Raw genomic sequence first — 20,935 nt, forward strand, 5'->3', positions numbered from 1 at the left:
GATCTGTTAAACCAAGCGCCGGAGATTTGATACTTCCAAAATAACAGATTCCTGCTCGACGGCGCTCTTATGTTCTAACAGATCGAATTCCCACCGACCACGTGCTTTGTTGACTTCTCTCAGGTAATCCCGGCCTTTGTGAAAAAAGCCTCGACAATTTTCCTTGCCAAGCATCCAGGGGGCTGAATACTCGATAAGCCCATCAAGATCGGCAAGGGCGCGCGCTGAAATCGCATCACATTCGCCAACCCCCGCATAAGCGTCTTCGATTCGCAGGATATGAACGCTGCCGCGCGCATTTGTCTCCCGCAACGCTGTCCGCAGAAACGCCGCCTTTTTATGGTTGCTTTCAACCAGATGGACCCATCCGTCCTTCAGCTCGGCCAGAAAAATCGCCGTGATAACACCGGGAAAACCGCCGCCACTGCCGAGGTCGACCCAGCTTATCGCTTGAGGATTAATCTGGAAAACTTGGCTGCTATCGGCGATGTGTCGATGCCATAGATCATCGAGTGTCGACGGCGCCACCAGATTAATTGCTTTTGCCCACTTCTGAAACAGCACTGCAAAGTGTTGCAGCCGTTCCTGTGTTTCACGTGAAACACGCAAACCGTTTAATTCCATTCTGAAAGACTCTCAAATCTTGCAATCAAGCGCTATGACGCTCGGCAGAGGATAGGCGACGCAAATGCACAAGCAGCAATGCCACCGCTGCCGGCGTCATTCCTTCAACGATAGCGGCCTGAGCAATGCTGAAAGGGCGAGCAGCGCTAAGTTTTAGCTTTAGCTCGTTTGAGAGACCGGACAGTGCGTCATAGTTGAAATCAGGCGGAATCTGCCGCTGCTCGTCGCGTTGCTGGTCGACAATCGCCGCGGCTTGTCGATCCAGATAAACCGAATAACCGGCCTCAATTTCCAACGCTTCGGCGATCTTCGGTCCAATCACGCCGAGCTTCTCCGGCCAAACATGCCGGAGCGCGACGAAATCATAATTCGGATAGGACAGCAAATCATACGCGGTTCGGCGCTGGCCATCGAGATTGATATTCAAGCCAGCGCGGCGCGCCTCATTCGGTGTAAGCGCCAGCGACTGCAACAGCGCCCGACTGGTGTCGATCTCCGCCCGATAGGATGTGAATCGCTGCACTCGCGCGTTACTGACGCACCCGAGCCGCATGGCCAGCGGCGTCAAGCGCATATCGGCGTTATCAGCCCGCAACGTCAGCCGATACTCCGCACGCGATGTAAACATTCGATACGGTTCCGTAACGCCGCGTGACGTGAGATCGTCGATCATGACGCCAATATAAGAATTCGTCCGGCTAAAATGGAACGGATGCGAATCGCTGCTTCGCAATGCAGCATTCAACCCGGCTGCCAGCCCCTGCGCGGCCGCCTCTTCGTAGCCGGTGGTGCCATTGATTTGGCCTGCGAGAAATAGCCCTCTTAGCCGTTTGACCTCCAGTGATAGAGTCAGCTCTCTCGGATCGACATGATCATATTCGATCGCATAGCCCGGTTGCAGTATTCTTGCCGTTTCCAGGCCGGGAATCGTTTTGATGAAGGCTGCCTGCACCTCCGCCGGCAGGGAGGTGGAAATCCCGTTCGGATAAACCGTGTCGTCGTCCAGTCCCTCAGGCTCGAGAAAGACCTGATGTCCATCCCGCTCTCCGAATTTCACCAGCTTGTCTTCGATCGACGGGCAATAACGAGGCCCGACCCCTTCGATCTGCCCGGAATACATGGCCGAGCGCATAATGTTGTCAACAATGATACGGTGGGTCGCTTCGGTCGTCCTGGTGACCCCGCATTCAATCTGTGGCGTGGTAATCGTGTCTGTCATGAAGGAGAAGGGGACAAGCTCCTCGTCAGCCCCCTGTCGACCGACGGATTGCCAGTCGATTGTTTTTCCGTCCAGCCGGGCGGGAGTGCCGGTCTTCAGACGTCCCAGCCGCAGTCCCAGCCGGGCAAGGGTGGCGGACAATCCGATTGACGGCGCTTCGCCGACGCGCCCGGCCGGCGTCTTTTCCGACCCTATATGAATAAGACCGCGCAGAAAGGTCCCAGTGGTCAAAACCACGGCCGGCGCTTTCAGGGTTCGACCATCCTTCATAATCACGCCGGCGACACAGCCATCGACGACCTCCAGATCAAACGCGTCGCCCTCGATGATATCCAGGTCCGGCGTCGCTTCGATCGCCGCCAACATTGCTAGGCGATAAAGCTTTCGATCGGCTTGCGTCCGCGGTCCTCGGACAGCCGCACCTTTCTTCTTGTTGAGTATCCTGAATTGAATGCCTGCAACATCGGCGACGCGACCCATCAGGCCATCCATCGCATCGATCTCCCGAACAAGATGGCCCTTGCCTAGGCCGCCAATCGCCGGATTACAGGACATGACCCCGATCGTGTCCCGCCTATGCGTAATGAGGGCGGTTTTTGCCCCGAGGCGCGCAGCTGCGCTGGCAGCCTCCGAGCCCGCATGGCCGCCACCGATCACAATTACATCGAAAACATTATCCGTCATTCAGGCACTCCACATGCGGCGGACGTTTCACGTGAAACCATTTAGGGCGTTTTGGCGCCAAGGTTTCACGTGAATCATTTGCCGATACAAAATTCTGAGAAGATCACGCCGAGCAGCTGCTCAACATCGACTCGTCCAGTAATTCTGCCCAAATACTCAGCGGCAATTCGCAGCTGCTCAGTCCGCAGTTCGAGATTCACATCTGTCTGCGATATCGCCGCATCGAGTGCCGCTAAACATTTCGCCAGAGAATCCTTATGCCGTTGTCGGCTGGGAATTGCCATAGACAGACCAGCAAAACGTTTGTCGATGATGTCGCCGATCAATCGGCGCAATTCCGGCAGGCCGTCACCGGTCGTTGTCGAAATCTGCAAGTCGTACCGATCCTCGGCAATGCCGATGAGATCCTTCTTCGTCCCGACAATAACATGTGGCGAGGCTTGCTCCAACTCGTCGGGAACCAGAGGATTAGTCATGTCAACCAGCAGCAGGACAAGATCGGCATCACGAAGCGCCGCGCGCGCGCGCCGCACTCCTTCCATCTCGACCCTGTCGTCCGCCTCGCGAAGGCCCGCGGTGTCATAGAGCTTGATCAGGTAACCATCAATATCGAGATCAACCTGCAGGACATCACGGGTGGTTCCGGCGATCTCTGTCACGATTGCCACGTCTCGACGCGCCAAAGTGTTCAACAGGCTCGATTTTCCAGCATTCGGAGCGCCGGCGATGACCACCTTGAAGCCGTCTCTGATAATCTCCCCGGCAGAAGCTGTCGCCAGGTGATTCTCGATATCACTGCGAAGCTTCGCCATATCGGCCCAGACCATATCCGATACCGAGCCTGGAACATCATCCTCATCGGGGAAATCAAGCTCCGCCTCGATCAGCGCCCGGGCGCGCGTTAATCGTTCCGCCCACGAATCGTAAATTCTGGAGAGTCCGCCTGCGCTATGTTCGACCGCAAGGCGTCTCTGCATCTCGGTCTCGGCGCCGATAAGGTCGGCCAGGCCCTCAACCTCTACAAGATCAAGTTTGCCGTTCTCGAAAGCTCGGCGGGAGAATTCGCCCTCGACCGCCATCCGAACACCCGGAATATCGCCAAGTGCGTGAAACAGCGCCGCAAGTACGGCTTTGCTGCCGTGGATCTGCAGCTCGGCAACATCCTCGCCGGTAAACGAATTCGGAGCAGGGAAAAACAGCACCAAGCCGCTATCGATCGGCTGATTGTTACGACTCCGAATCGTTCGGTGAGATGCATGCCGGGCTGCCGAGACGGATCCGGCGAGGCTTACCAATATGTCTCTGGTCAGCGGCCCGCTGATTCGAACGACCGAAACACCCGACGGCAGGGCACCGCTCGATAGCGCATATATGGTATCATTCAACATGGCCATATCGCCTGGTTCATCGGTTGGAATCGAAATCGATTCCTATCAAATAGAAAAGCTGGAGGCATCGTGACAATGCCTCCAGCTTCAGGGGTTGAATCCGGCTAAGGATTATGTGTTCATCGATTCGAAGAAGTCGGAATTGTTCTTTGTCTGCTTGAGCTTGTCGATCAGGAACTCGACCGCATCGGTCGTGCCCATCGGAGCAAGGATGCGGCGGAGCACGAAGATCTTCTGCAGATCCTGGCGCGGAACCAGAAGGTCCTCCTTGCGCGTTCCGGACTTCAGGATGTCCATTGCCGGGAAGATACGCTTATCGGCGACCTTGCGATCGAGGACGATTTCCGAGTTGCCCGTGCCCTTGAATTCTTCGAAGATCACTTCGTCCATGCGGCTGCCGGTATCGATCAGCGCGGTCGCGATGATCGTCAAAGAGCCGCCTTCCTCGATGTTACGGGCCGCGCCGAAGAAGCGCTTCGGCCGCTGCAGAGCGTTGGCGTCCACACCGCCGGTAAGGACCTTGCCTGAAGAGGGAACGACCGTGTTATAGGCACGGCCCAAGCGCGTGATCGAATCGAGCAGGATGACAACGTCGCGTCCGTGTTCGACAAGGCGCTTGGCTTTCTCGATGACCATCTCGGCCACCTGCACGTGACGGACGGCTGGTTCGTCGAAGGTCGAGGAGATAACCTCGCCGCGAACCGAGCGCTGCATGTCGGTCACTTCTTCGGGGCGTTCATCGATCAGCAGGACGATCAGATAGCACTCCGGATGGTTGGCGGTGATCGAATGCGCGATGTTCTGCAACAACACGGTTTTGCCGGTACGCGGCGGCGCGACGATCAATCCACGCTGGCCCTTGCCAAGCGGCGCCACCAGGTCGATTACACGTGGCGACAGATCCTTGGTGGTCGGAATATCGAGTTCCATCTTGAAGCGCTCGTTCGGATAGAGCGGCGTCAGATTGTCGAAATGGACCTTGTGCCGGATCTGTTCCGGATCGTCGAAATTGATGGTGTTGACCTTGAGCAGCGCGAAATAGCGCTCACCCTCCTTCGGTCCACGGATCGGGCCTTCGACCGTATCGCCGGTTTTCAGCGAGAAACGGCGGATCTGCGACGGGGAGATATAAATATCATCCGGGCCCGGCAGGTAGTTCGCATTGGGCGACCGCAGGAAGCCGAAACCGTCCTGCAGCACTTCGACGACGCCTTCGCCGATGATTTCGACATCCTGGCTGGCAAGCATCTTGAGGATCGCAAACATCAGCTCCTGCTTGCGCATCGTGCTTGCGTTCTCGACCTCGAGCGATTCGGCAAATGCCAGCAGATCCGTCGGGGATTTACTCTTAAGTTCCTGAAGCTTCATTTCAGCCATGAAGTGACCAATACTCTTTTTAATTTCAAAGGGGAAAGGCGATGTTGGGTCGTATTCGGTACCGCGAAAGGGCTCGCAGACGACTGAACTCTACACACATGCCACGTAGATGAGATGCGCGGAAAATAGCGACTCGCAATCGCTGCCGCAAGAGGGCTGCTTAAAATGAAGCAAATTTAACCTGAGGACGATTTTCCTCAGAACGGCTTCACCACGACGAGGATGACGATCAGGATCATCAGCACTGTCGGGGCCTCGTTCATGAACCGCCAGTAACGCGCCGAGCGGCGATTTTCATCCCGCTCGAACGCTCCGACGGCGCGGCTGAAGAACATATGAACAGCGGTCAGCAATATGACGAGACCGATCTTGGCATGCAGCCAGCCGCCCTGGAATCCATAAACCGACCAGGCGAGATAGAGGCCGAAAATCCACGTCAACATCATCGCCGGCGTCATGATGATTCGAAGCAGCCGGCGCTCCATCGCTTTGAAGGTTTCCGACTGCACCGAACCCGGCTCCGCATCGGTGTGATAGATGAACAGCCGCGGCATATAGAACAGCCCGGCCATCCACGAAATGACCGCGATGATGTGCAGCGCCTTGATCCAGAGGTAGAGATTATCGGGGTTCCAAGCAAAAAGCCCGATCGCCATCAGCGAAAAGGAGGCCAGCGCAAAATGAGCCCGGCGCCGGGCGTAAGCGCCAGATCTCCGATCGGTCTGTTTTTCCATCGTCACGCACCGCCTCGTACACGATCCACCAGCAGACGCACATGCTCGGGGTCGGCCTGCGGTGTAATGCCGTGACCGAGATTGAAGATCAGCGGTCCATTGCCGAGATGCTGCAGAATATCGTCGATGCCGTCTTCCAGCGCCCGACCGCCGGCAACGACGCGCATCGGATCGAGGTTGCCCTGAACCGGTCCATCCTTTTGAAGTTCGGCGGCAAAAGCCAGCGGGACCGACCAGTCGAGGCCGATTGCATCTGCGCCCGTCTTCTGGCGATAGGTTTTCAGCTGGTAGCCGGCGCCCTTGGCAAAAGCGATGATGCGAGCATGTGGCCGTTGCGACTTGACGGAAGCGATCATCCGCGCAACCGGCCTGACCGCAAACGCTTCAAACTCCTTCTCGCCAAGAACACCAGCCCAGGAATCGAAGATCTGCACGGCATCGGCGCCGGCATCGATCTGGGCGACGAGATAATCGGCCGATACGTCGGCAAGCAGCATCAGCAGATGCTCGAAAGCGCGGGGATGCCTGTAGGCGAAGAGACGGGCAGGGGCCTGATCCGGCGTGCCGTGACCGGCGATCATGTAGGTCGCAACCGTCCATGGCGCGCCGCAGAAGCCGAGCAGCGTCGTCTCGACTGGCAACTCCTCGCGCAGCCGCCGCACCGTTTCCAGAACCGGCCTGAGATAATCGACAACCTCTTCGCCATTCAATCTGCCGATACCAGCTTCATCGATCGGATCCATCTCCGGACCATGACCCTCGGTGAACCGGACGTTCCGCTTCATTGCATCGGGAATGACCAGAATATCGGAAAACAGAATGGCCGCATCGAAGCCATAGCGGCGGATCGGCTGCAATGTCACTTCGACGGCATGGTCAGGCGTGTAGCAGAGATCGAGAAAACTCCCTGCCTTTGCCCGCGTCTCCCGATATTCCGGGAGATAACGTCCTGCCTGTCTCATCAGCCAGAGAGGAGGAGGGGAGAGACTTTCGCCACTCAAAACCCTCATGATCTTTCGGCGCGTATCGCTCAAGCGCTTCTTCCCTATAATAAAACAAAGATATTTTAAAAGGTTTCTATTTCTTAGAGTCGGTGACTATCAAGGATTAAAATCCATCCACCGCCGATGCCATTTGTCGCGCGCCCGCAAAACAACATCGGAAAGATTTGTCGATCTCGTCCAAATTTCGGGGAGAAGCCGAATCCGGAAATGATTCCAAATCCTTCCGGATCGGCAATTTTTCTCATAGCTGTGGACAGGCTGTGGACGAGCTTTCAAGAAGCCCACCCCTTCCCCATCGTCCACAGGGCCAACCGAAACCGTTCGGCAAAATCCGAAATGTGGATAAGCAGGCATGTTTTCCCTTGCCGGAGACTGCCTCGCCGCCGTAGCTCTGTTTCATCCAGTGTTTTCAACAGGCAGCGGAAAATAGCGTGGAGAACAGAACGAACTTCTTTCATCTGCATCTGATTTCTGACTCAACGGGAGAGACTCTGATCTCCGCCGGGCGCGCCGCGTCGGCGCAGTTCAGATCAGCGCAGCCGATTGAACATGTCTATCCGCTGATCCGCAATCGCAAGCAGCTGCTGCCGGTTCTGCAGGCGATCGATGACGCCCCCGGCATCGTACTCTACACCATTGTCGACCGGGAGCTTGCGAGCCTGATCGATGAGCGCTGCATCGAGATGGGTGTCGCCTCGGTGAATGTGCTGGAGCCAGTGATGAATGCCTTCCAGATCTATCTCGGCGCTCCATCGCGCCGTCGGGTCGGAGCTCAGCATGTGATGAATGCCGGCTACTTCGCCCGCATCGAAGCGCTGAATTTCACCATGGATCACGATGACGGCCAGATGCCCGACGATTACAACGACGCCGATGTCGTCATCATCGGTATCAGTCGTACATCGAAAACACCCACCAGCATCTACCTCGCCAACCGAGGTATCAAGACGGCGAACATTCCGATCGTCTATGGCGTGCCATTGCCGGAGAGCCTCTTCGTCGCGAGTAAACCGCTGATCGTCTGCTTGATCGCCACCACCGACCGCATTTCCCAGGTGCGGGAAAATCGTGTGCTCGGGGTGACGCAGGGATTCGATCGCGAACACTACACCGATCGCGCCGCGATTTCGGAGGAACTGAAATATGCCCGCTCGCTTTGCGCCCGTCATAACTGGCCGCTGATCGACGTCACCCGCCGCTCAATCGAGGAAACAGCAGCGGCGATCGTTGCCCTGCGGCCGAAGCTGCGCTAAGCGCTGGCGAAAAGCTGGCACGCCGAGGAACCCATGACGCCGAAACTCATCCTTGCATCGTCGAGCCCCTATCGCCGGATGCTGATGGAAAATGCCGGTCTGTCCTTCGAGGCGCATGCCGCAAGGATCGATGAACGGGCCGTCGAAGCGCCGCTGGAAAAAGCCGGCACCAAGCCTGATGCCGTGGCCCTCGTCCTGGCCAGGGCCAAGGCCGAAGAAGTCAGCAGCCGTTTTCCGGATAGCCTGGTCATCGGTTCGGATCAAACGATGTCGCTCGGCGACAGCGTCTTCCACAAGCCGAAGGACATGACCGACGCGGCTAGCCATCTTCAAGCCCTTTCGGGGGTCACCCATCGATTGAACAGCGCCGTTGCGATCGTCAGCAATGGCGTGGTCTTATGGGAACATCTCGCGCATGCCGAACTGACGATGCGGCCGCTAACGGTGGAGTTCATCGCCAGACATCTGGCGCGGGTTGGCGAACGGGCGCTTTTCAGCGTCGGCGCCTATCAATTGGAGGGGGAGGGCATCCAGCTCTTCGAAAAGATCGTGGGTGATTATTTCACCATTCTCGGCCTGCCGATGCTGCCGCTTCTAAAAAAATTGCGAGAACTCGGAGCAGTCGATGGGTGATTCACGTGAAACATTGGGGCCGAAAGCGTTTGTCACGGGCTTTCCCATCAAGCATTCGCGCTCGCCGTTGATCCACGGATATTGGCTCAAGACGCTTGGCCTGCCAGGCAGCTACCGCGCTCATGAAGTGGCACCCGAGGCCTTTGCCGATTTCATTCACTCGTTGAAGGACGGCAGTTCCGGCTTTACCGGAGGCAATGTCACCATTCCCCATAAGGAATTGGCGTTCCGGCTCGCCGACGAACCGGACGCGCTGTCGCGCGAGCTCGGCGCCGCGAACACGCTCTGGCTGGAGGATGGCGCTCTGCATGCGACGAATACCGACGGTCGAGGCTTCATTGCCAATCTCGACGAACGTCATCCGGGCTGGGACCGGCATGGCACGGCCGTCGTCTTTGGCGCCGGCGGCGCCAGCCGGGCGATCATCCAGGCGGTCCGTGATCGCGGTTTCAAGGAGATCCATGTCGTCAACCGTACCGTCGAACGCGCGCGTGAACTCGCGGATCGTTTTGGCCCGCGTGTCCAGGCCCATCCGGCCGGAGCGCTTGCCGAAGTGATGAAGGGTGCTGGCCTCTTCATCAACACCACCTCGCTCGGCATGGACGGCGAGGCGGCGCCGCAACTCGATTTCTCGCCACTTGCAGCCGATGCGGTCGTCACCGATATCGTTTATGTGCCCTTGAAGACGCCGATCCTGGCACAGGCGGAAGAGCAAGGATTTCCCATCGTCGATGGTCTCGGCATGCTCTTGCACCAGGCCGTGCCTGGATTTGAGCAATGGTTCGGCCGGCGTCCCATCGTCGACGCTGCGCTGCGCGCGCTCGTCATCGCGGATATGGAAGCACACTGATGCTGAAGATCGGTCTCACCGGCTCCATCGGAATGGGAAAATCGACGGCGGCAAAGCTCTTCGCCGATGCCGGAATCCCGGTGAACGATTCGGATGCCGTGGTCCACGATCTCTATGCCGGCGAGGCTGCATCACTGGTGAATGCCGCCTTCCCCGGTACGATGAAGGATGGGGCCGTCGACCGGCATGAACTCGGCCGCCAGCTCGCTTTTCATCCCGGTGGCTTCAAACGCCTGGAAGCGATAGTCCATCCGCTGGTTCGCAAACGCGAGACGGAATTTCTGGAGCGACAGCGCGCCGCCGGCGCCGACATGGTATTGCTCGATATCCCACTACTTTTCGAAACCAGCGCCGAGGCAAGAGTGGACGTCATCGTCGTGGTCAGCACTGATCCACAGCTTCAGCGCCAAAGGGTGCTTGCGCGCGAAGGCATGACCGAGGAAAAATTCGACATGATTCTCTCACGCCAGACGCCGGACACGGAAAAACGGCGGCGGGCCGATTATGTAATCGACACCAGTCACAGTATCGCGACGACGAGAGAACGTGTACTCGAGATCGTCGCCGACCTGAAAACGCGGATTGCCAAGGGAGATTTCCGGAATGCGTGAGATCATCTTCGATACGGAAACAACCGGCCTCGACAACCGCGCCGACCGCATCATCGAAATCGGCGGCATCGAGCTCTTCAATCATTTCCCCACGGGCAATACGATCCATATCTTCATCAATCCTGGAGATCAGAAGGTTCATCCGGATGCGCTCGCCGTGCACGGCATCACCGATGAATTCCTGAAGGACAAGCAGCCTTTTGGGGAGGTTGCCGAACAAATCCTTACCTTCTTCGGCGATGCGAAGTGGATTGCCCATAACGCCACCTTCGATATGGGCTTCATCAACGCGGAATTAGCACGGATCGGTTTGCCGCCAATCCTGCCGGAAAGGGTGCTCGATACCCTGTCGATGGCGCGTCGCAAACACCCGATGGGACCGAATTCGCTCGATGCGCTCTGCCGGCGCTACGGCATCGACAATTCGCACCGCACCAAACACGGCGCGCTGCTCGACTCCGAATTGCTCGCCGAAGTCTATATCGAGATGATCGGTGGCAGACAGGCAGCGCTCGGGCTCGGCATGGTCGGCAGGTCCAACCAGGCAGCCCGCGGTGACATGGGGATGGAAGACGACGTGGTGATTGCCGCAGTGCTCGAGCGGCCCCGGCCGCTAGCCCCGCGCGTCAGCGATATCGAGGAGCAGGCACATGAGGCGCTCGTCGCCAAGCTCGGTGAAAAAAGCGTCTGGGCGAAATACGCAAACCTCGATTGAACCGGTCCTCAATTGAAAATGCCCGGGACCAGCCCGGGCATCCGCATTTCAGACAAGAAAGAGCCGGTCAGTTCGGAACGGCCTGAACCTTGGCGCGGGCCTGTTCCTCGGCAACACGCTGAGCGAACATCTGCGTGAAGTCGATCGGGTCGATCATCAGCGGCGGGAAACCACCGTTGCGGGTGACGTCGGCGATGATCTGACGGGCGAAGGGGAAGAGCATGCGCGGGCACTCGATGAAGAGAACCGGCAGCATGTGTTCCTGCGGGAAACCGGCAACGCGGAAGACGCCGCCATAGGTGAGTTCGGTATGGAAAACCGTCTTGTCGCCGTCCTTGGCCTCGGCATTCAGCGACAGCACGACATCGAAATCCGTATCGGAAAGCGGGTTGGCGTTGACGTTCACATTGATGTTGATCGTCGGCGCCTTGTCGCGGGCCTGCAGCGAACGCGGCGCACCCGGATTTTCGAAGGACAGATCCTTGGTATATTGCGCAAGGATCGAAAGGGTGGGGTTGGCCGCACCGTTGCTGTTGTTATCGTCTGCCATTGGCTTTTCCTCGAGGGGCATGGGAATGGTGCCGCCATCTAACATTTCAGGGAAGGGCTTACAACCCTGGGCGCTTGGCGCGGTTGATCAGCCGCAGTGCCTCAATCGCCGAGATGTTTGCCGGACCACGGTGAGTTGCGATCCGGCTCTCTATGATAGTCCTCTTCGTCGAGATCGACCACCTTCGAGTTCGGCTTGCGGTCGCGGAAATCGGCTTGCGGGCCCGAGGAAGAGGCGCCCTTAGCATTGACGACGACGAAGCGTTTGGCGATCGCCCGCCAGACGAGATCGCGCACCGGCGGAATAAGAATGAGGATCGCGATGATATCGGACAGGAAGCCGGGAATGATCAGCAGCAGCGAGGCGATGACGTTCATCGCCGGCCGCAGCAGGTCGCGGCCCGGCATCACCCCGTTTCGTCCTTCGCTCGACATGCGGCGCAAAATACCGATGCCCTGCCGGCGCAGCAGAATCACGCCGAGGACGAAACCGAGCATGACGAGCGCCAGCGTCAGCCACAATCCGATAGCCCGGCCGACGACGACGAAACCGGCAATTTCGGCGAGCGGCAGCAGCAGAATGAAGGCTGGCAGGATCGAAAAACGCATGTCGGTCATGTCCCGGGCTCGCCGGTCTCCTCTTGGCGCCGGCGAAGATGCCAGCCATCATTTGAATCATCTGTATAGGCAGACTATATGGGAGTACAAATCAGAGATGTTAACGGGCGGCTGCGATACGATATGAGTTCGAACGACTTCATCACATTATTTTTCCTGGTGGCGGCTGTGCTGATTTTCTTTCAGCTCCGCTCCGTGCTCGGGCGCCGTACAGGAAATGAGAAGCCGCCGCGCGATCTCTATACGCCGCGGGATGCGGCTCCGGCCGAAGCCGCCGATGCCGGCAAGGTAGTGACGCTGCCGCGGCGTGATGCGACGACGGAGGACGAGGATCGCTTCGCCGCCATCGATGCTTTCGCGGCACCCGGAACGCCGCTCAACGAATCGCTGCGCGCGCTGAACAAGGCCGATCCCGCCTTCACCCCGAAGGAGTTTCTGAACGGCGCCCGCATGGCTTACGAGATGATCGTCATGGCCTACGCCGATGGCGACCGGAAAACGCTGAAGAACTTGCTGTCCCGCGAAGTCTATGACGGGTTCGATGCGGCGATCGGCGAGCGCGAAGCCCGGGGCGAGAAGGTGAAGTCCACCTTCGTCGGCATCGACAAGGCCGAAATCACCCATGCGGAAACAAAGGGCAGCGAAGCGCAGATCACCGTGCGCATCGCCAGCCAGCTGATATCGGCCACCTACGACAAGGCGGATGTGCTGATTGAAGGCGACGCCGAAAACGTCGCCGAGGTCAACGACGTCTGGACCTTCGCCCGCGACACCCGCTCGCGCGATCCGAACTGGAAACTCGTGGCGACCGAATCGGAACATGAGTGACCACGCATCGGACTTCGTCCTGCAGGCCATAAGCTTCGACTCTCTGGAAGGCTGGAAGGATGATGATCCCTCCGGCCTTTTTGAAGTGATGCGAAGCTGCCGCCGGCAAATCACCGATGTCAAATCGTACCGTACCGGATCGCTGGGCCTGAGCTCGGAAGACCTGCTTCCGCTTCTCGCCGCTGCCGAAGATTTCACTCCGCCATCTCCGGCGTTGGCGCGCGCTTTTTTCGAGACGCACTGTCGGCCCTTTCTGATTCGCCGCAAGGATGGCAATTCCGGCTTCGTCACCGCCTTCTACGAACCCGATATCGACGTGGCCGAGCGGCCGGACGAAATTTTCCGTTTTCCTTTCTACCGGCGTCCGGGCGATCTGATCGATCTCGACGACGCCAATCGCCCCGCCGAGCTCGACAAGGCCTATGTTTTCGGCCGTCTGCATGAGGGCCGCGTCGCTGCCTATCCGGACCGCCGCGCCATCGATCAGGGTTTTCTCGAAGGCCGCGGCCTCGAAATTGCCTGGGCGAAGTCGAAGGTCGATGTCTTCTTCGTGCATGTGCAGGGTGCTGCCCGTCTGCGTTATACGGATGGTCGTATCGGCCGCATCACCTATGCGGCGAAGGCCGGCCATGCTTTCTCGGCGATCGGCAAGCTGCTCATCGGGCGCGGGGAGATCAATCGGACGGAGATTTCGATGCAGGCGATCCGTGCCTGGCTGGCGCGCAATCCCGAGAGCGTCGACGAGGTATTATGGCATAACCGCTCTTATATTTTTTTCCGCGAAGCGCCGGTTGCCGATCCACAGGCAGGCCCGATCGCGGCCGCCAAGGTGCCGCTTCTCGCCGGGCGCGCGCTTGCGGTCGACCGGATGATCCATACCTTCGGCTTTCCTTTTTTCATTCGCGCCGAAAGTCTCACCCATCTCGACCAAGGCCGCCCGTTCCACCGGCTGATGCTGGCGCTCGATACCGGCTCGGCGATTATCGGGCCGGCGCGGGGTGATATCTTCACCGGCTCGGGGGACATGGCCGGGGAAAGTGCCGGCACCGTCCGCAACGAGGCCGATTTCACCATCCTCATTCCCAATGCCGCCGCCGGAAGATTCGACTGATGGCCAGGGATCGCAAGCTGAGCGCGGATGAGAGGATCCTCTGGGGCAAGGTTGCCCGCAGCACCCGGCCGATGCCCGGCAAGGCGGGGGCGTTGACCGAACTCGACGCCTTTCTTGCCGAGGCCGAGGCGGCGGCCGAACGGGAACAGGAAAAGCAGACGCCAGCCACACCCACGCCGCTGCAGGCGACAGCACCGTCAACGGCGAAGCCATCGGCCGGGGTGCATCATCCGCTGGAAAAGCCGGTCAAGCGGAAGATCGCCAAGGGCCGGCTGGCGCTCGAAGCGCGGATCGACCTGCACGGGTTGGTGCAGAGCCAGGCTCATGCCATCCTTCTCGATTTCCTGATCCGCGCCCATGAGCGCGGCATGCGCCATGTGCTGGTCATTACGGGCAAGGGCAGCTCCATGGGCAGCGAGGGTGCGCTGAAGCGGGCGGTGCCTCTCTGGTTCTCGAAGCCGGAATTCCGTTACCTGATCTCCTCCTATGAGTCGGCCGCACAGCATCATGGCGGTGAGGGCGCGCTCTACATTCGCCTGTCGCGGCGGCATGGGGAAAGGCCATGACACCCTTCGGAGAGGCGGTTCGCAGGCTGAGAGCGCGCAAGGGCGTCTCGCAGAAGGAGATGGCGGAGGCACTGAATGTCTCCCCCGCCTATCTCTCGGCGCTCGAACATGGAAAGCGTGGTTTGCCGACATTCGATCTGCTGCAGCGCATCGCCGGCTATTTCAACATCATCTGGGATGAGGCTGAGGAACTGTTCCTGCTCGCCCGCTCGTCCGACCCGCGCGTCGTGATCGACACCTCCGGACTGCCCCCCGAATATACCGAATTTGCCAACCGGCTGGCCCGGCGGATTCGCAACCTTGACAGTGCAGAGATAGGCCGGCTATCGGCTCTTCTCGAAAATGGCGGCAAAGGCGACGGAAAAGCGTCATAATCCCCTGTTTTATGCCTTGTTTTAGGGGCTTGCCATTGGGAAGTGGGTTCAAAAAACCTATATACGAGAGTGAAGAAAGCCGGTGATTCGCAAGGCGCGCCGCAGCTTTACGACAACAGGGAAAATCTCGACAGAATGAGCGATACATCCGCGACGGAAAACGGCGTAAGCACCGAATATGGCGCAGATTCCATCAAGGTTCTGAAGGGCCTCGATGCCGTGCGCAAACGCCCCGGCATGTATATCGGCGATACCGACGACGGCTCCGGCCTGCATCACATGGTCTATGAAGTCGTCGACAACGCGATCGACGAAGCGCTTGCCGGCCATGCCGACATCGTCACGGTGACCCTCAATCCGGATGGCTCGGTAACCGTCACCGACAATGGTCGCGGCATCCCGACGGACATCCACACCGGCGAAGGCGTGTCGGCTGCCGAAGTCATCATGACGCAGCTTCATGCCGGCGGTAAGTTCGACCAGAATTCCTACAAGGTTTCCGGCGGCCTGCACGGCGTCGGCGTCTCCGTCGTCAACGCGCTGTCCGTCTGGTTGAAGCTGAAGATCCGCCGTCACGACAAGATCCATGAAATGAGCTTCACCCATGGCGTGGCCGATGCTCCACTGAAGGTTACGGGCGACGCGCCGAATGAGACCGGCACGGAAGTGAGCTTCATGCCGAGCACCGGCACCTTCACCATGACGGAGTTCGACTACGGCACGCTGGAGCATCGCCTTCGCGAGCTCGCCTTCCTGAATTCAGGCGTCCGCATCCTGCTGACCGACAAGCGCCATTCCGACATCAAGCAGGAAGAGCTGCGTTATGACGGTGGCCTCGAGGCTTTCGTCGCCTATTTGGACCGCGCCAAGAAGTCGCTCGTCGACAAGCCGGTTGCCATCCACGGCGAAAAGGACGGCATCACCGTTGAAGTCGCGATGTGGTGGAACGACAGCTATCATGAGAACGTGCTCTGCTTCACCAACAACATCCCTCAACGCGACGGCGGCACGCATATGGCCGGCTTCCGCGCGGCGCTGACGCGCCAGGTCGTTTCCTATGCCGACAGTTCCGGCATCACCAAAAGGGAAAAGGTAACGCTGCAGGGCGAAGATTGCCGCGAAGGCCTGACTGCGGTTCTGTCGGTCAAGGTGCCGGATCCGAAATTCTCCTCGCAGACCAAGGATAAGCTCGTTTCCTCGGAAGTCCGTCCTGTTGTCGAAAGTCTCGTCAACGAGGCGCTGAGCACCTGGTTCGAAGAACATCCGAGCGAAGCCAAAATCCTCGTCGGCAAGGTCGTCGAGGCCGCCGCCGCACGCGAAGCGGCGCGCAAGGCCCGCGAGTTGACCCGCCGCAAGGGCGCACTCGATATCGCTTCGCTGCCGGGCAAGCTTGCTGACTGCTCCGAGCGTGATCCGACAAAATCCGAAGTCTTCCTCGTCGAGGGCGATTCTGCCGGCGGCTCGGCCAAGCAGGGCCGCTCGCGCGAGAACCAGGCGATCCTGCCGCTGCGCGGCAAGATCCTGAACGTCGAACGCGCCCGTTTCGACAAGATGCTGTCGAGCCAGGAAATCGGCACATTGATCACCGCGCTCGGTACCGGCATCGGCAAGGACGAGTTCAATGTCGAAAAGCTGCGCTACCACAAGATCATCATCATGACCGACGCCGATGTCGACGGCGCCCATATCCGCACCCTGCTGCTCACCTTCTTCTTCCGCCAGATGCCGCAACTGATCGAGCGCGGTCATCTCTATATCGCTCAGCCGCCGCTCTATAAGGTCTCGCGCGGCAAGTCGGTGCAGTATCTGAAGGATGAGAAGGCGCTCGAAGAATATCTCATCAGCCAGGGCCTGGAAGATGCTTCGCTGAGGCTCGGCAGCGGCGAGGTTCGCGCCGGCCAGGATCTGCGCGAGGTCATCCTCGATGCTCTGCGTATGCGCGCGCTGCTCGACAATCTCCATTCGCGCTACAATCGTTCCGCCGTCGAACAAGCCGCGATTGCCGGCGCCCTCAACGCCGAGCTCGCCAGCGACCCGGCCAGAGCGCTGGCGCTGGCAAACGAAGTGGCCGGGCGCCTCGACATCATCGCCGAGGAAACCGAGCGCGGCTGGCGGGGCGATGTGACAACCGATGGCGGTCTGCGCCTCGAGCGCATGGTCCGCGGCGTCAGGGAACTCGTCGTGCTGGATATGGCGCTGATCGGTTCCTCGGATGCCCGTCACATCGACCAGCTGACGGCGCGCCTCAAGGAAATCTATCAGACGCCGCCGTCGCTGCATCGCCGCGAAGGCGACATCGAAATCTCCGGCCCGCGCGCCCTGCTCGACGCGATCTTCGCAAGCGGCCGCAAGGGCCTGACCATGCAGCGCTACAAGGGTCTTGGCGAGATGAATGCCGAACAGCTCTGGGAAACGACGCTCGATCCGAATGTGCGTTCACTGCTGCAGGTCAGGGTCAATGATGCCACCGATGCCGACGGCCTGTTTGCTCGACTGATGGGCGATGAAGTCGAGCCGCGGCGCGAATTCATCCAGGAGAATGCGCTGAGCGTTGCAAACCTCGATATCTAATTGATATTTCAAAATAAATGGCCCCGCTATCTTTAGGATGGCGGGGCTTTCGTTTGCCCGATATCTGCTTGGCCTTTGGCTTCGCTCAATTCGCGACGAAGCGCCCGTTGAAGGCGACCTCGGAGAGCGGCTTGCGCTGGCTGGGGAATTCGCGCGCCTGATTGCGTTCGGAAAGAACGCTCTTGTCGGCCAGGCGGCCGACGGCGACGCCTGCTTCGACCCGGTATCCCTCGGGAATGGCGAAAGCCTGGCTGATCTCCTCATGTTTGATGCCGCCCATGCCATGGGCATAAAGGCCGGAGAGGCGCGCCTGGATCGCCAGATGCCCCCATGCCGCACCGGCATCGAAGGAATGAGTGTAGCTCGGCTTTTCCTCAGCCGAGCCGGCAGCCCCGGTGAAGGTGCGCGACACGACGAAGATCAGCGCTGATGCATTCCTGGCCCATTCCTGGTTGGAATCGTTGAGCAAAGCGACGAATTTCTCCCAATGCTCCGAACCCTTGAGGCCATAGATGAAGCGCCAGGGCTGGTGGTTGGCCGAGGACGGCGCCCAATGGGCGGCGTCGAGCAGACCGAGTAGCTGCGCCTCCTCGATGATTTCGCCGGTGAAGGCGCGCGGCGACCAGCGGTCAAGAAACATCGGATCGACCGGATATTCGGATTCGCGGTTATTGCTCTTCGTCATGCTTGTTCCAGGGTTTGCAGAAAATTTGGATCGGGGGCTGGGCTTAGTCCGTCCAGACGATGTCGAGTTCTTCGCGGAAGGCGAAGCGCTTTAGATGATCGCCGATGACGTGCTGCATCCTTTCCTGTTGCGAGGAATCGGCGACGGAAAGTGTCAAGGTCAGCGCCGCATCGTCGGCCGCAAACGTCACCTCGGTCGTATCGCTGAACGGCACCCGGCCCTTCAGAGGATCAAAATCGACGCTGAACTTGTGGCTCCAGTGTTTGCAGAGTTGCTGCAGGTAGCGGCTTGCATGTTCGGTCCGCACGACGGCCTTCGAGAGATGCATTTCGAACTCCACGTCATTTTGTATAGCAGAGACATATTTCCTGCTTCACCGGCTTGGCAAGCGCAGCATCGTCGCAGCTTGGGTGTACAGACTGTCTCCACAAAAGCGGCCTCACGCCGGCGTCGAAGCAGGATAATAAACCGTTTAGTCAATCGCTCGGGGAGTTGCGCATGCTGGTGAACGGAAAATGGACGGAAGACTGGCAGCCCGTTCAGGCAAAGGACGAAAAGGGCGGCTTCGTCCGCCAGACCTCAAGTTTCCGCAATTGGGTGACCCGGGATGGCAGCGCCGGGCCGACTGGCGAAGGCGGCTTTGCAGCCAGGGCCGGCCGCTACCATCTTTATGTCGCATATATCTGCCCCTGGGCCTCACGTACCCTGATCGGCCGCAAGCTCAAGGGCCTGGACGACGTCATCTCCGTCTCGGTCGTTGAACCGCTGCTGGGCAAGCAGGGCTGGCGCTTCGGCGATTATCCCGGCGCGACGAAGGATCACGTCAACGGCGTAACCTATATGCATGAAATCTATACCGGGGCAGCACCCGATTTCACCGGCCGGGCGACCGTGCCGGTTCTCTGGGACAGAGAGAGAAAGGCCATCGTCAACAATGAATCCGCCGATATCCTGCGTATGCTGAACAGCGGCTTCGGTGGTCTGGCAAAAAATCCGATCGATCTTTACCCGGCGGAGAGACGCACCGAGATCGATGCTTTCAACGATCGCATCTATCCCGATCTCAACAACGGCGTCTACCGCGCCGGTTTCGCCACCACGCAGATCGCCTATGAAGAGGCTTTTGCCGATGTTTTTTCCTGCCTCGACTGGGTCGAGCGGCAATTCGAGGGCCGGTCTTTTCTGTTCGCCGATCATCCCACCGAGAGCGATATCCGGCTTTTCGTAACGCTGGTGCGCTTCGACGTCGCCTATCACGGCATCTTCAAATGCAATCTGCGCCGGCTTTCCGACTATGCCAAGCTGCGCGCTTTCTGCCGCCGCATGCTGGATTGGCCGGGCATCGGTGAAACGGTGAACCTCGATCATATCAAGCGCGGCTACTATTCGATCGAAAGCCTCAATCCGACGAAGATCATTCCCTCCGGCCCGGATCTGACGGAAATTTTTAGAGCATGATGCCGAAAGATACGGGCGGTTTTCGGCAGAAAATCATCCGAATCGCGGCAAAGCCGTACCGCTTCCCGGCAAAGCCGTAATGACACCGATGAATAATTCGTTCATAGGTGGCTGCAAATCCGTTTTCGATGAGGAGGAAATTCCATGAAGCTGATGCGTGTTGGCGAAGCAGGCAGTGAAAAACCAGCACTTCTCGATGCCGATGGCAAGATCCGCGATCTCTCCGGTCATGTCGCCGATATCGGCGGTGAAGCGATCGGACCGGCAGGCCTTGCAAAGATAGCGGCGATCGATCCGAAGAGCCTTCCGGAAATCGCACCCGGCCGCATCGGCGCCTGCGTCGCGGGCACTGGCAAGTTCATCTGCATCGGCTTGAATTATTCGGATCATGCTGCCGAAACCGGTGCGACCGTGCCGCCCGAGCCGATCATCTTCATGAAAGCGACATCCGCAATCGTTGGACCGAACGACAATGTCGTCATTCCCCGCGGTTCGGAAAAGACCGATTGGGAAGTTGAGCTCGGCGTCGTCATCGGCAAAACCGCCAAATATGTGACGGAAGCCGAAGCGCTGGATTATGTCGCCGGTTATTGCGTCTCCAATGACGTTTCCGAGCGCGCTTTCCAGACCGAGCGGTCTGGTCAGTGGACCAAGGGCAAATCCTGCGACACCTTTGGCCCGATCGGCCCCTGGCTCGTGACCAAGGACGAAATTGCCGAACCGCAGAACCTCGGCATGTGGCTGACGGTCAACGGCCAGAAGATGCAGAACGGCTCGTCGAAAACGATGGTTTACGGGGTTGCGTTTCTCGTCTCCTACCTCAGCCAGTTCATGTCGCTGCATCCCGGTGACGTGATCTCCACCGGCACGCCTCCGGGCGTCGGCATGGGCCTCAAGCCGCCGCGTTATCTCAAGGCCGGCGACGTGGTCGAACTCGGCATCGAAGGTCTCGGCACGCAGAAGCAGACTTTCGTAGCGGATCGTTAATAACGCTTCCTGCTGAGAAACTTAAGTTTTCAGGTCGATTATGATGCCGGAGATCAATTCTCCGGCATTTTTTGTGTGGGTCTGGTTCGTCAATGT

The 20,935-nt window shown here is 58.9% G+C and carries 22 protein-coding genes; 12 read left to right on the top strand and 10 right to left on the bottom strand.

The genetic code is table 11. The annotated features are described in order from the left end of the window. Positions 1 to 6 precede the first annotated feature (6 nt). From rsmG to hemE, 6 genes are all read right to left on the bottom strand, one after another. A complete protein-coding gene (gene rsmG, locus AC2444_RS21510; RefSeq protein WP_012759535.1) occupies positions 7 to 624 on the bottom strand; it encodes a 16S rRNA (guanine(527)-N(7))-methyltransferase RsmG in 618 nt (205 codons plus the stop codon). Between the two features lie 25 nt (positions 625 to 649). Continuing rightward, a complete protein-coding gene (mnmG, locus tag AC2444_RS21515) occupies positions 650 to 2,527 on the bottom strand; it encodes a tRNA uridine-5-carboxymethylaminomethyl(34) synthesis enzyme MnmG (protein ID WP_128438345.1) in 1,878 nt (625 codons plus the stop codon). Between the two features lie 74 nt (positions 2,528 to 2,601). Continuing rightward, on the bottom strand, positions 2,602 to 3,921 hold the full coding sequence (gene mnmE / locus AC2444_RS21520) for a tRNA uridine-5-carboxymethylaminomethyl(34) synthesis GTPase MnmE (RefSeq protein WP_041935603.1): 1,320 nt from the start codon (positions 3,919 to 3,921) through the stop codon (positions 2,602 to 2,604). A 105-nt stretch (positions 3,922 to 4,026) separates the two neighbouring features. After that, the gene (rho, locus tag AC2444_RS21525) at positions 4,027 to 5,292 is read right to left on the bottom strand and encodes a transcription termination factor Rho (protein WP_012759538.1); all 1,266 of its coding nucleotides are present in this window, start codon (positions 5,290 to 5,292) and stop codon (positions 4,027 to 4,029) included. A gap of 197 nt (positions 5,293 to 5,489) precedes the next feature. Beyond that, on the bottom strand, positions 5,490 to 6,026 hold the full coding sequence (gene hemJ / locus AC2444_RS21530; RefSeq protein WP_012759539.1) for a protoporphyrinogen oxidase HemJ: 537 nt from the start codon (positions 6,024 to 6,026) through the stop codon (positions 5,490 to 5,492). A 2-nt stretch (positions 6,027 to 6,028) separates the two neighbouring features. Next, positions 6,029 to 7,060, bottom strand: coding sequence for a uroporphyrinogen decarboxylase (gene hemE, locus AC2444_RS21535; protein ID WP_017995585.1), 1,032 nt, complete (start codon positions 7,058 to 7,060; stop codon positions 6,029 to 6,031). A 401-nt stretch (positions 7,061 to 7,461) separates the two neighbouring features. On the opposite strand from hemE, the gene AC2444_RS21540 reads away from it, so the two are divergent. Genes AC2444_RS21540 through dnaQ form a run of 5 tightly spaced genes read left to right on the top strand, consistent with a single transcriptional unit; the run spans position 7,462 to position 11,092 of the window. Further along, positions 7,462 to 8,283 (top strand): pyruvate, water dikinase regulatory protein, encoded by an 822-nt coding sequence (locus AC2444_RS21540; protein WP_011649834.1) that lies wholly within the window; start codon positions 7,462 to 7,464, stop codon positions 8,281 to 8,283. Positions 8,284 to 8,316: 33 nt separating this feature from the next. Beyond that, positions 8,317 to 8,916 (top strand): Maf-like protein, encoded by a 600-nt coding sequence (locus AC2444_RS21545; RefSeq protein ID WP_012759541.1) that lies wholly within the window; start codon positions 8,317 to 8,319, stop codon positions 8,914 to 8,916. Continuing rightward, complete coding sequence (locus AC2444_RS21550; RefSeq protein ID WP_012759542.1) at positions 8,909 to 9,766, top strand: shikimate dehydrogenase; 858 nt, start codon at positions 8,909 to 8,911, stop codon at positions 9,764 to 9,766. The genes AC2444_RS21545 and AC2444_RS21550 overlap by 8 nt, the downstream gene beginning before the upstream one ends. Continuing rightward, complete coding sequence (gene coaE / locus AC2444_RS21555; protein WP_012759543.1) at positions 9,766 to 10,377, top strand: dephospho-CoA kinase; 612 nt, start codon at positions 9,766 to 9,768, stop codon at positions 10,375 to 10,377. The genes AC2444_RS21550 and coaE overlap by 1 nt, the downstream gene beginning before the upstream one ends. Continuing rightward, the gene (gene dnaQ / locus AC2444_RS21560) at positions 10,370 to 11,092 is read left to right on the top strand and encodes a DNA polymerase III subunit epsilon (protein ID WP_012759544.1); all 723 of its coding nucleotides are present in this window, start codon (positions 10,370 to 10,372) and stop codon (positions 11,090 to 11,092) included. Before coaE ends, dnaQ begins: the two co-directional genes overlap by 8 nt. A gap of 67 nt (positions 11,093 to 11,159) precedes the next feature. Here dnaQ and secB read toward each other — a convergent pair whose 3' ends face one another. Next, a complete protein-coding gene (secB, locus tag AC2444_RS21565) occupies positions 11,160 to 11,642 on the bottom strand; it encodes a protein-export chaperone SecB (RefSeq protein ID WP_012759545.1) in 483 nt (160 codons plus the stop codon). A 101-nt stretch (positions 11,643 to 11,743) separates the two neighbouring features. Continuing rightward, entirely contained in the window at positions 11,744 to 12,250 is a 507-nt protein-coding gene (locus AC2444_RS21570; protein WP_032996743.1) for an FxsA family protein, read from the bottom strand. 132 nt (positions 12,251 to 12,382) lie between these two features. Here AC2444_RS21570 and AC2444_RS21575 point away from each other — a divergent pair, with 132 nt between their 5' ends. From AC2444_RS21575 to gyrB, 5 genes are all read left to right on the top strand, one after another. Next, a complete protein-coding gene (locus AC2444_RS21575) occupies positions 12,383 to 13,087 on the top strand; it encodes a Tim44/TimA family putative adaptor protein (protein WP_012759547.1) in 705 nt (234 codons plus the stop codon). Beyond that, on the top strand, positions 13,080 to 14,198 hold the full coding sequence (gene mltA, locus AC2444_RS21580) for a murein transglycosylase A (protein WP_012759548.1): 1,119 nt from the start codon (positions 13,080 to 13,082) through the stop codon (positions 14,196 to 14,198). Before AC2444_RS21575 ends, mltA begins: the two co-directional genes overlap by 8 nt. Next, a complete protein-coding gene (locus tag AC2444_RS21585; protein ID WP_012759549.1) occupies positions 14,198 to 14,764 on the top strand; it encodes a Smr/MutS family protein in 567 nt (188 codons plus the stop codon). The genes mltA and AC2444_RS21585 overlap by 1 nt, the downstream gene beginning before the upstream one ends. Continuing rightward, on the top strand, positions 14,761 to 15,138 hold the full coding sequence (locus tag AC2444_RS21590; RefSeq protein ID WP_003544097.1) for a helix-turn-helix domain-containing protein: 378 nt from the start codon (positions 14,761 to 14,763) through the stop codon (positions 15,136 to 15,138). The genes AC2444_RS21585 and AC2444_RS21590 overlap by 4 nt, the downstream gene beginning before the upstream one ends. A gap of 135 nt (positions 15,139 to 15,273) precedes the next feature. After that, positions 15,274 to 17,709 (top strand): DNA topoisomerase (ATP-hydrolyzing) subunit B, encoded by a 2,436-nt coding sequence (gene gyrB, locus AC2444_RS21595; RefSeq protein ID WP_012759550.1) that lies wholly within the window; start codon positions 15,274 to 15,276, stop codon positions 17,707 to 17,709. 85 nt (positions 17,710 to 17,794) lie between these two features. Here the strand turns inward: gyrB and AC2444_RS21600 are convergent, their stop codons facing one another. Next, on the bottom strand, positions 17,795 to 18,394 hold the full coding sequence (locus AC2444_RS21600) for a nitroreductase family protein (RefSeq protein WP_012759551.1): 600 nt from the start codon (positions 18,392 to 18,394) through the stop codon (positions 17,795 to 17,797). Between the two features lie 43 nt (positions 18,395 to 18,437). Then, entirely contained in the window at positions 18,438 to 18,722 is a 285-nt protein-coding gene (locus AC2444_RS21605; protein ID WP_012759552.1) for a DUF2218 domain-containing protein, read from the bottom strand. A 170-nt stretch (positions 18,723 to 18,892) separates the two neighbouring features. Between AC2444_RS21605 and AC2444_RS21610 the strand changes: the two genes are divergently transcribed. After that, on the top strand, positions 18,893 to 19,852 hold the full coding sequence (locus AC2444_RS21610; RefSeq protein WP_128438348.1) for a glutathione S-transferase family protein: 960 nt from the start codon (positions 18,893 to 18,895) through the stop codon (positions 19,850 to 19,852). A 144-nt stretch (positions 19,853 to 19,996) separates the two neighbouring features. Continuing rightward, positions 19,997 to 20,839: a fumarylacetoacetate hydrolase family protein gene (locus tag AC2444_RS21615; RefSeq protein WP_012759554.1), complete on the top strand. Its 843-nt coding sequence runs from the start codon at positions 19,997 to 19,999 to the stop codon at positions 20,837 to 20,839. Positions 20,840 to 20,935: the final 96 nt, after the last annotated feature.

Source organism: Rhizobium sp. WSM1328 (assembly GCF_057653715.1).

Excerpts from the sequence above, each read along its gene's own strand:
- rsmG (WP_012759535.1), bottom strand. The coding sequence starts at position 624 with ATGGAATTAAACGGTTTGCGTGTTTCACGTGAAACACAGGAACGGCTG.
- mnmG (WP_128438345.1), bottom strand. The coding sequence starts at position 2,527 with ATGACGGATAATGTTTTCGATGTAATTGTGATCGGTGGCGGCCATGCG.
- mnmE (WP_041935603.1), bottom strand. The coding sequence starts at position 3,921 with ATGGCCATGTTGAATGATACCATATATGCGCTATCGAGCGGTGCCCTG.
- rho (WP_012759538.1), bottom strand. The coding sequence starts at position 5,292 with ATGGCTGAAATGAAGCTTCAGGAACTTAAGAGTAAATCCCCGACGGAT.
- hemJ (WP_012759539.1), bottom strand. The coding sequence starts at position 6,026 with ATGGAAAAACAGACCGATCGGAGATCTGGCGCTTACGCCCGGCGCCGG.
- AC2444_RS21545 (WP_012759541.1), top strand. The coding sequence starts at position 8,317 with ATGACGCCGAAACTCATCCTTGCATCGTCGAGCCCCTATCGCCGGATG.
- AC2444_RS21550 (WP_012759542.1), top strand. The coding sequence starts at position 8,909 with ATGGGTGATTCACGTGAAACATTGGGGCCGAAAGCGTTTGTCACGGGC.
- coaE (WP_012759543.1), top strand. The coding sequence starts at position 9,766 with ATGCTGAAGATCGGTCTCACCGGCTCCATCGGAATGGGAAAATCGACG.
- dnaQ (WP_012759544.1), top strand. The coding sequence starts at position 10,370 with ATGCGTGAGATCATCTTCGATACGGAAACAACCGGCCTCGACAACCGC.
- secB (WP_012759545.1), bottom strand. The coding sequence starts at position 11,642 with ATGGCAGACGATAACAACAGCAACGGTGCGGCCAACCCCACCCTTTCG.
- AC2444_RS21570 (WP_032996743.1), bottom strand. The coding sequence starts at position 12,250 with ATGCGTTTTTCGATCCTGCCAGCCTTCATTCTGCTGCTGCCGCTCGCC.
- AC2444_RS21575 (WP_012759547.1), top strand. The coding sequence starts at position 12,383 with ATGAGTTCGAACGACTTCATCACATTATTTTTCCTGGTGGCGGCTGTG.
- mltA (WP_012759548.1), top strand. The coding sequence starts at position 13,080 with ATGAGTGACCACGCATCGGACTTCGTCCTGCAGGCCATAAGCTTCGAC.
- AC2444_RS21585 (WP_012759549.1), top strand. The coding sequence starts at position 14,198 with ATGGCCAGGGATCGCAAGCTGAGCGCGGATGAGAGGATCCTCTGGGGC.
- AC2444_RS21590 (WP_003544097.1), top strand. The coding sequence starts at position 14,761 with ATGACACCCTTCGGAGAGGCGGTTCGCAGGCTGAGAGCGCGCAAGGGC.
- gyrB (WP_012759550.1), top strand. The coding sequence starts at position 15,274 with ATGAGCGATACATCCGCGACGGAAAACGGCGTAAGCACCGAATATGGC.
- AC2444_RS21600 (WP_012759551.1), bottom strand. The coding sequence starts at position 18,394 with ATGACGAAGAGCAATAACCGCGAATCCGAATATCCGGTCGATCCGATG.
- AC2444_RS21605 (WP_012759552.1), bottom strand. The coding sequence starts at position 18,722 with ATGCATCTCTCGAAGGCCGTCGTGCGGACCGAACATGCAAGCCGCTAC.
- AC2444_RS21610 (WP_128438348.1), top strand. The coding sequence starts at position 18,893 with ATGCTGGTGAACGGAAAATGGACGGAAGACTGGCAGCCCGTTCAGGCA.
- AC2444_RS21615 (WP_012759554.1), top strand. The coding sequence starts at position 19,997 with ATGAAGCTGATGCGTGTTGGCGAAGCAGGCAGTGAAAAACCAGCACTT.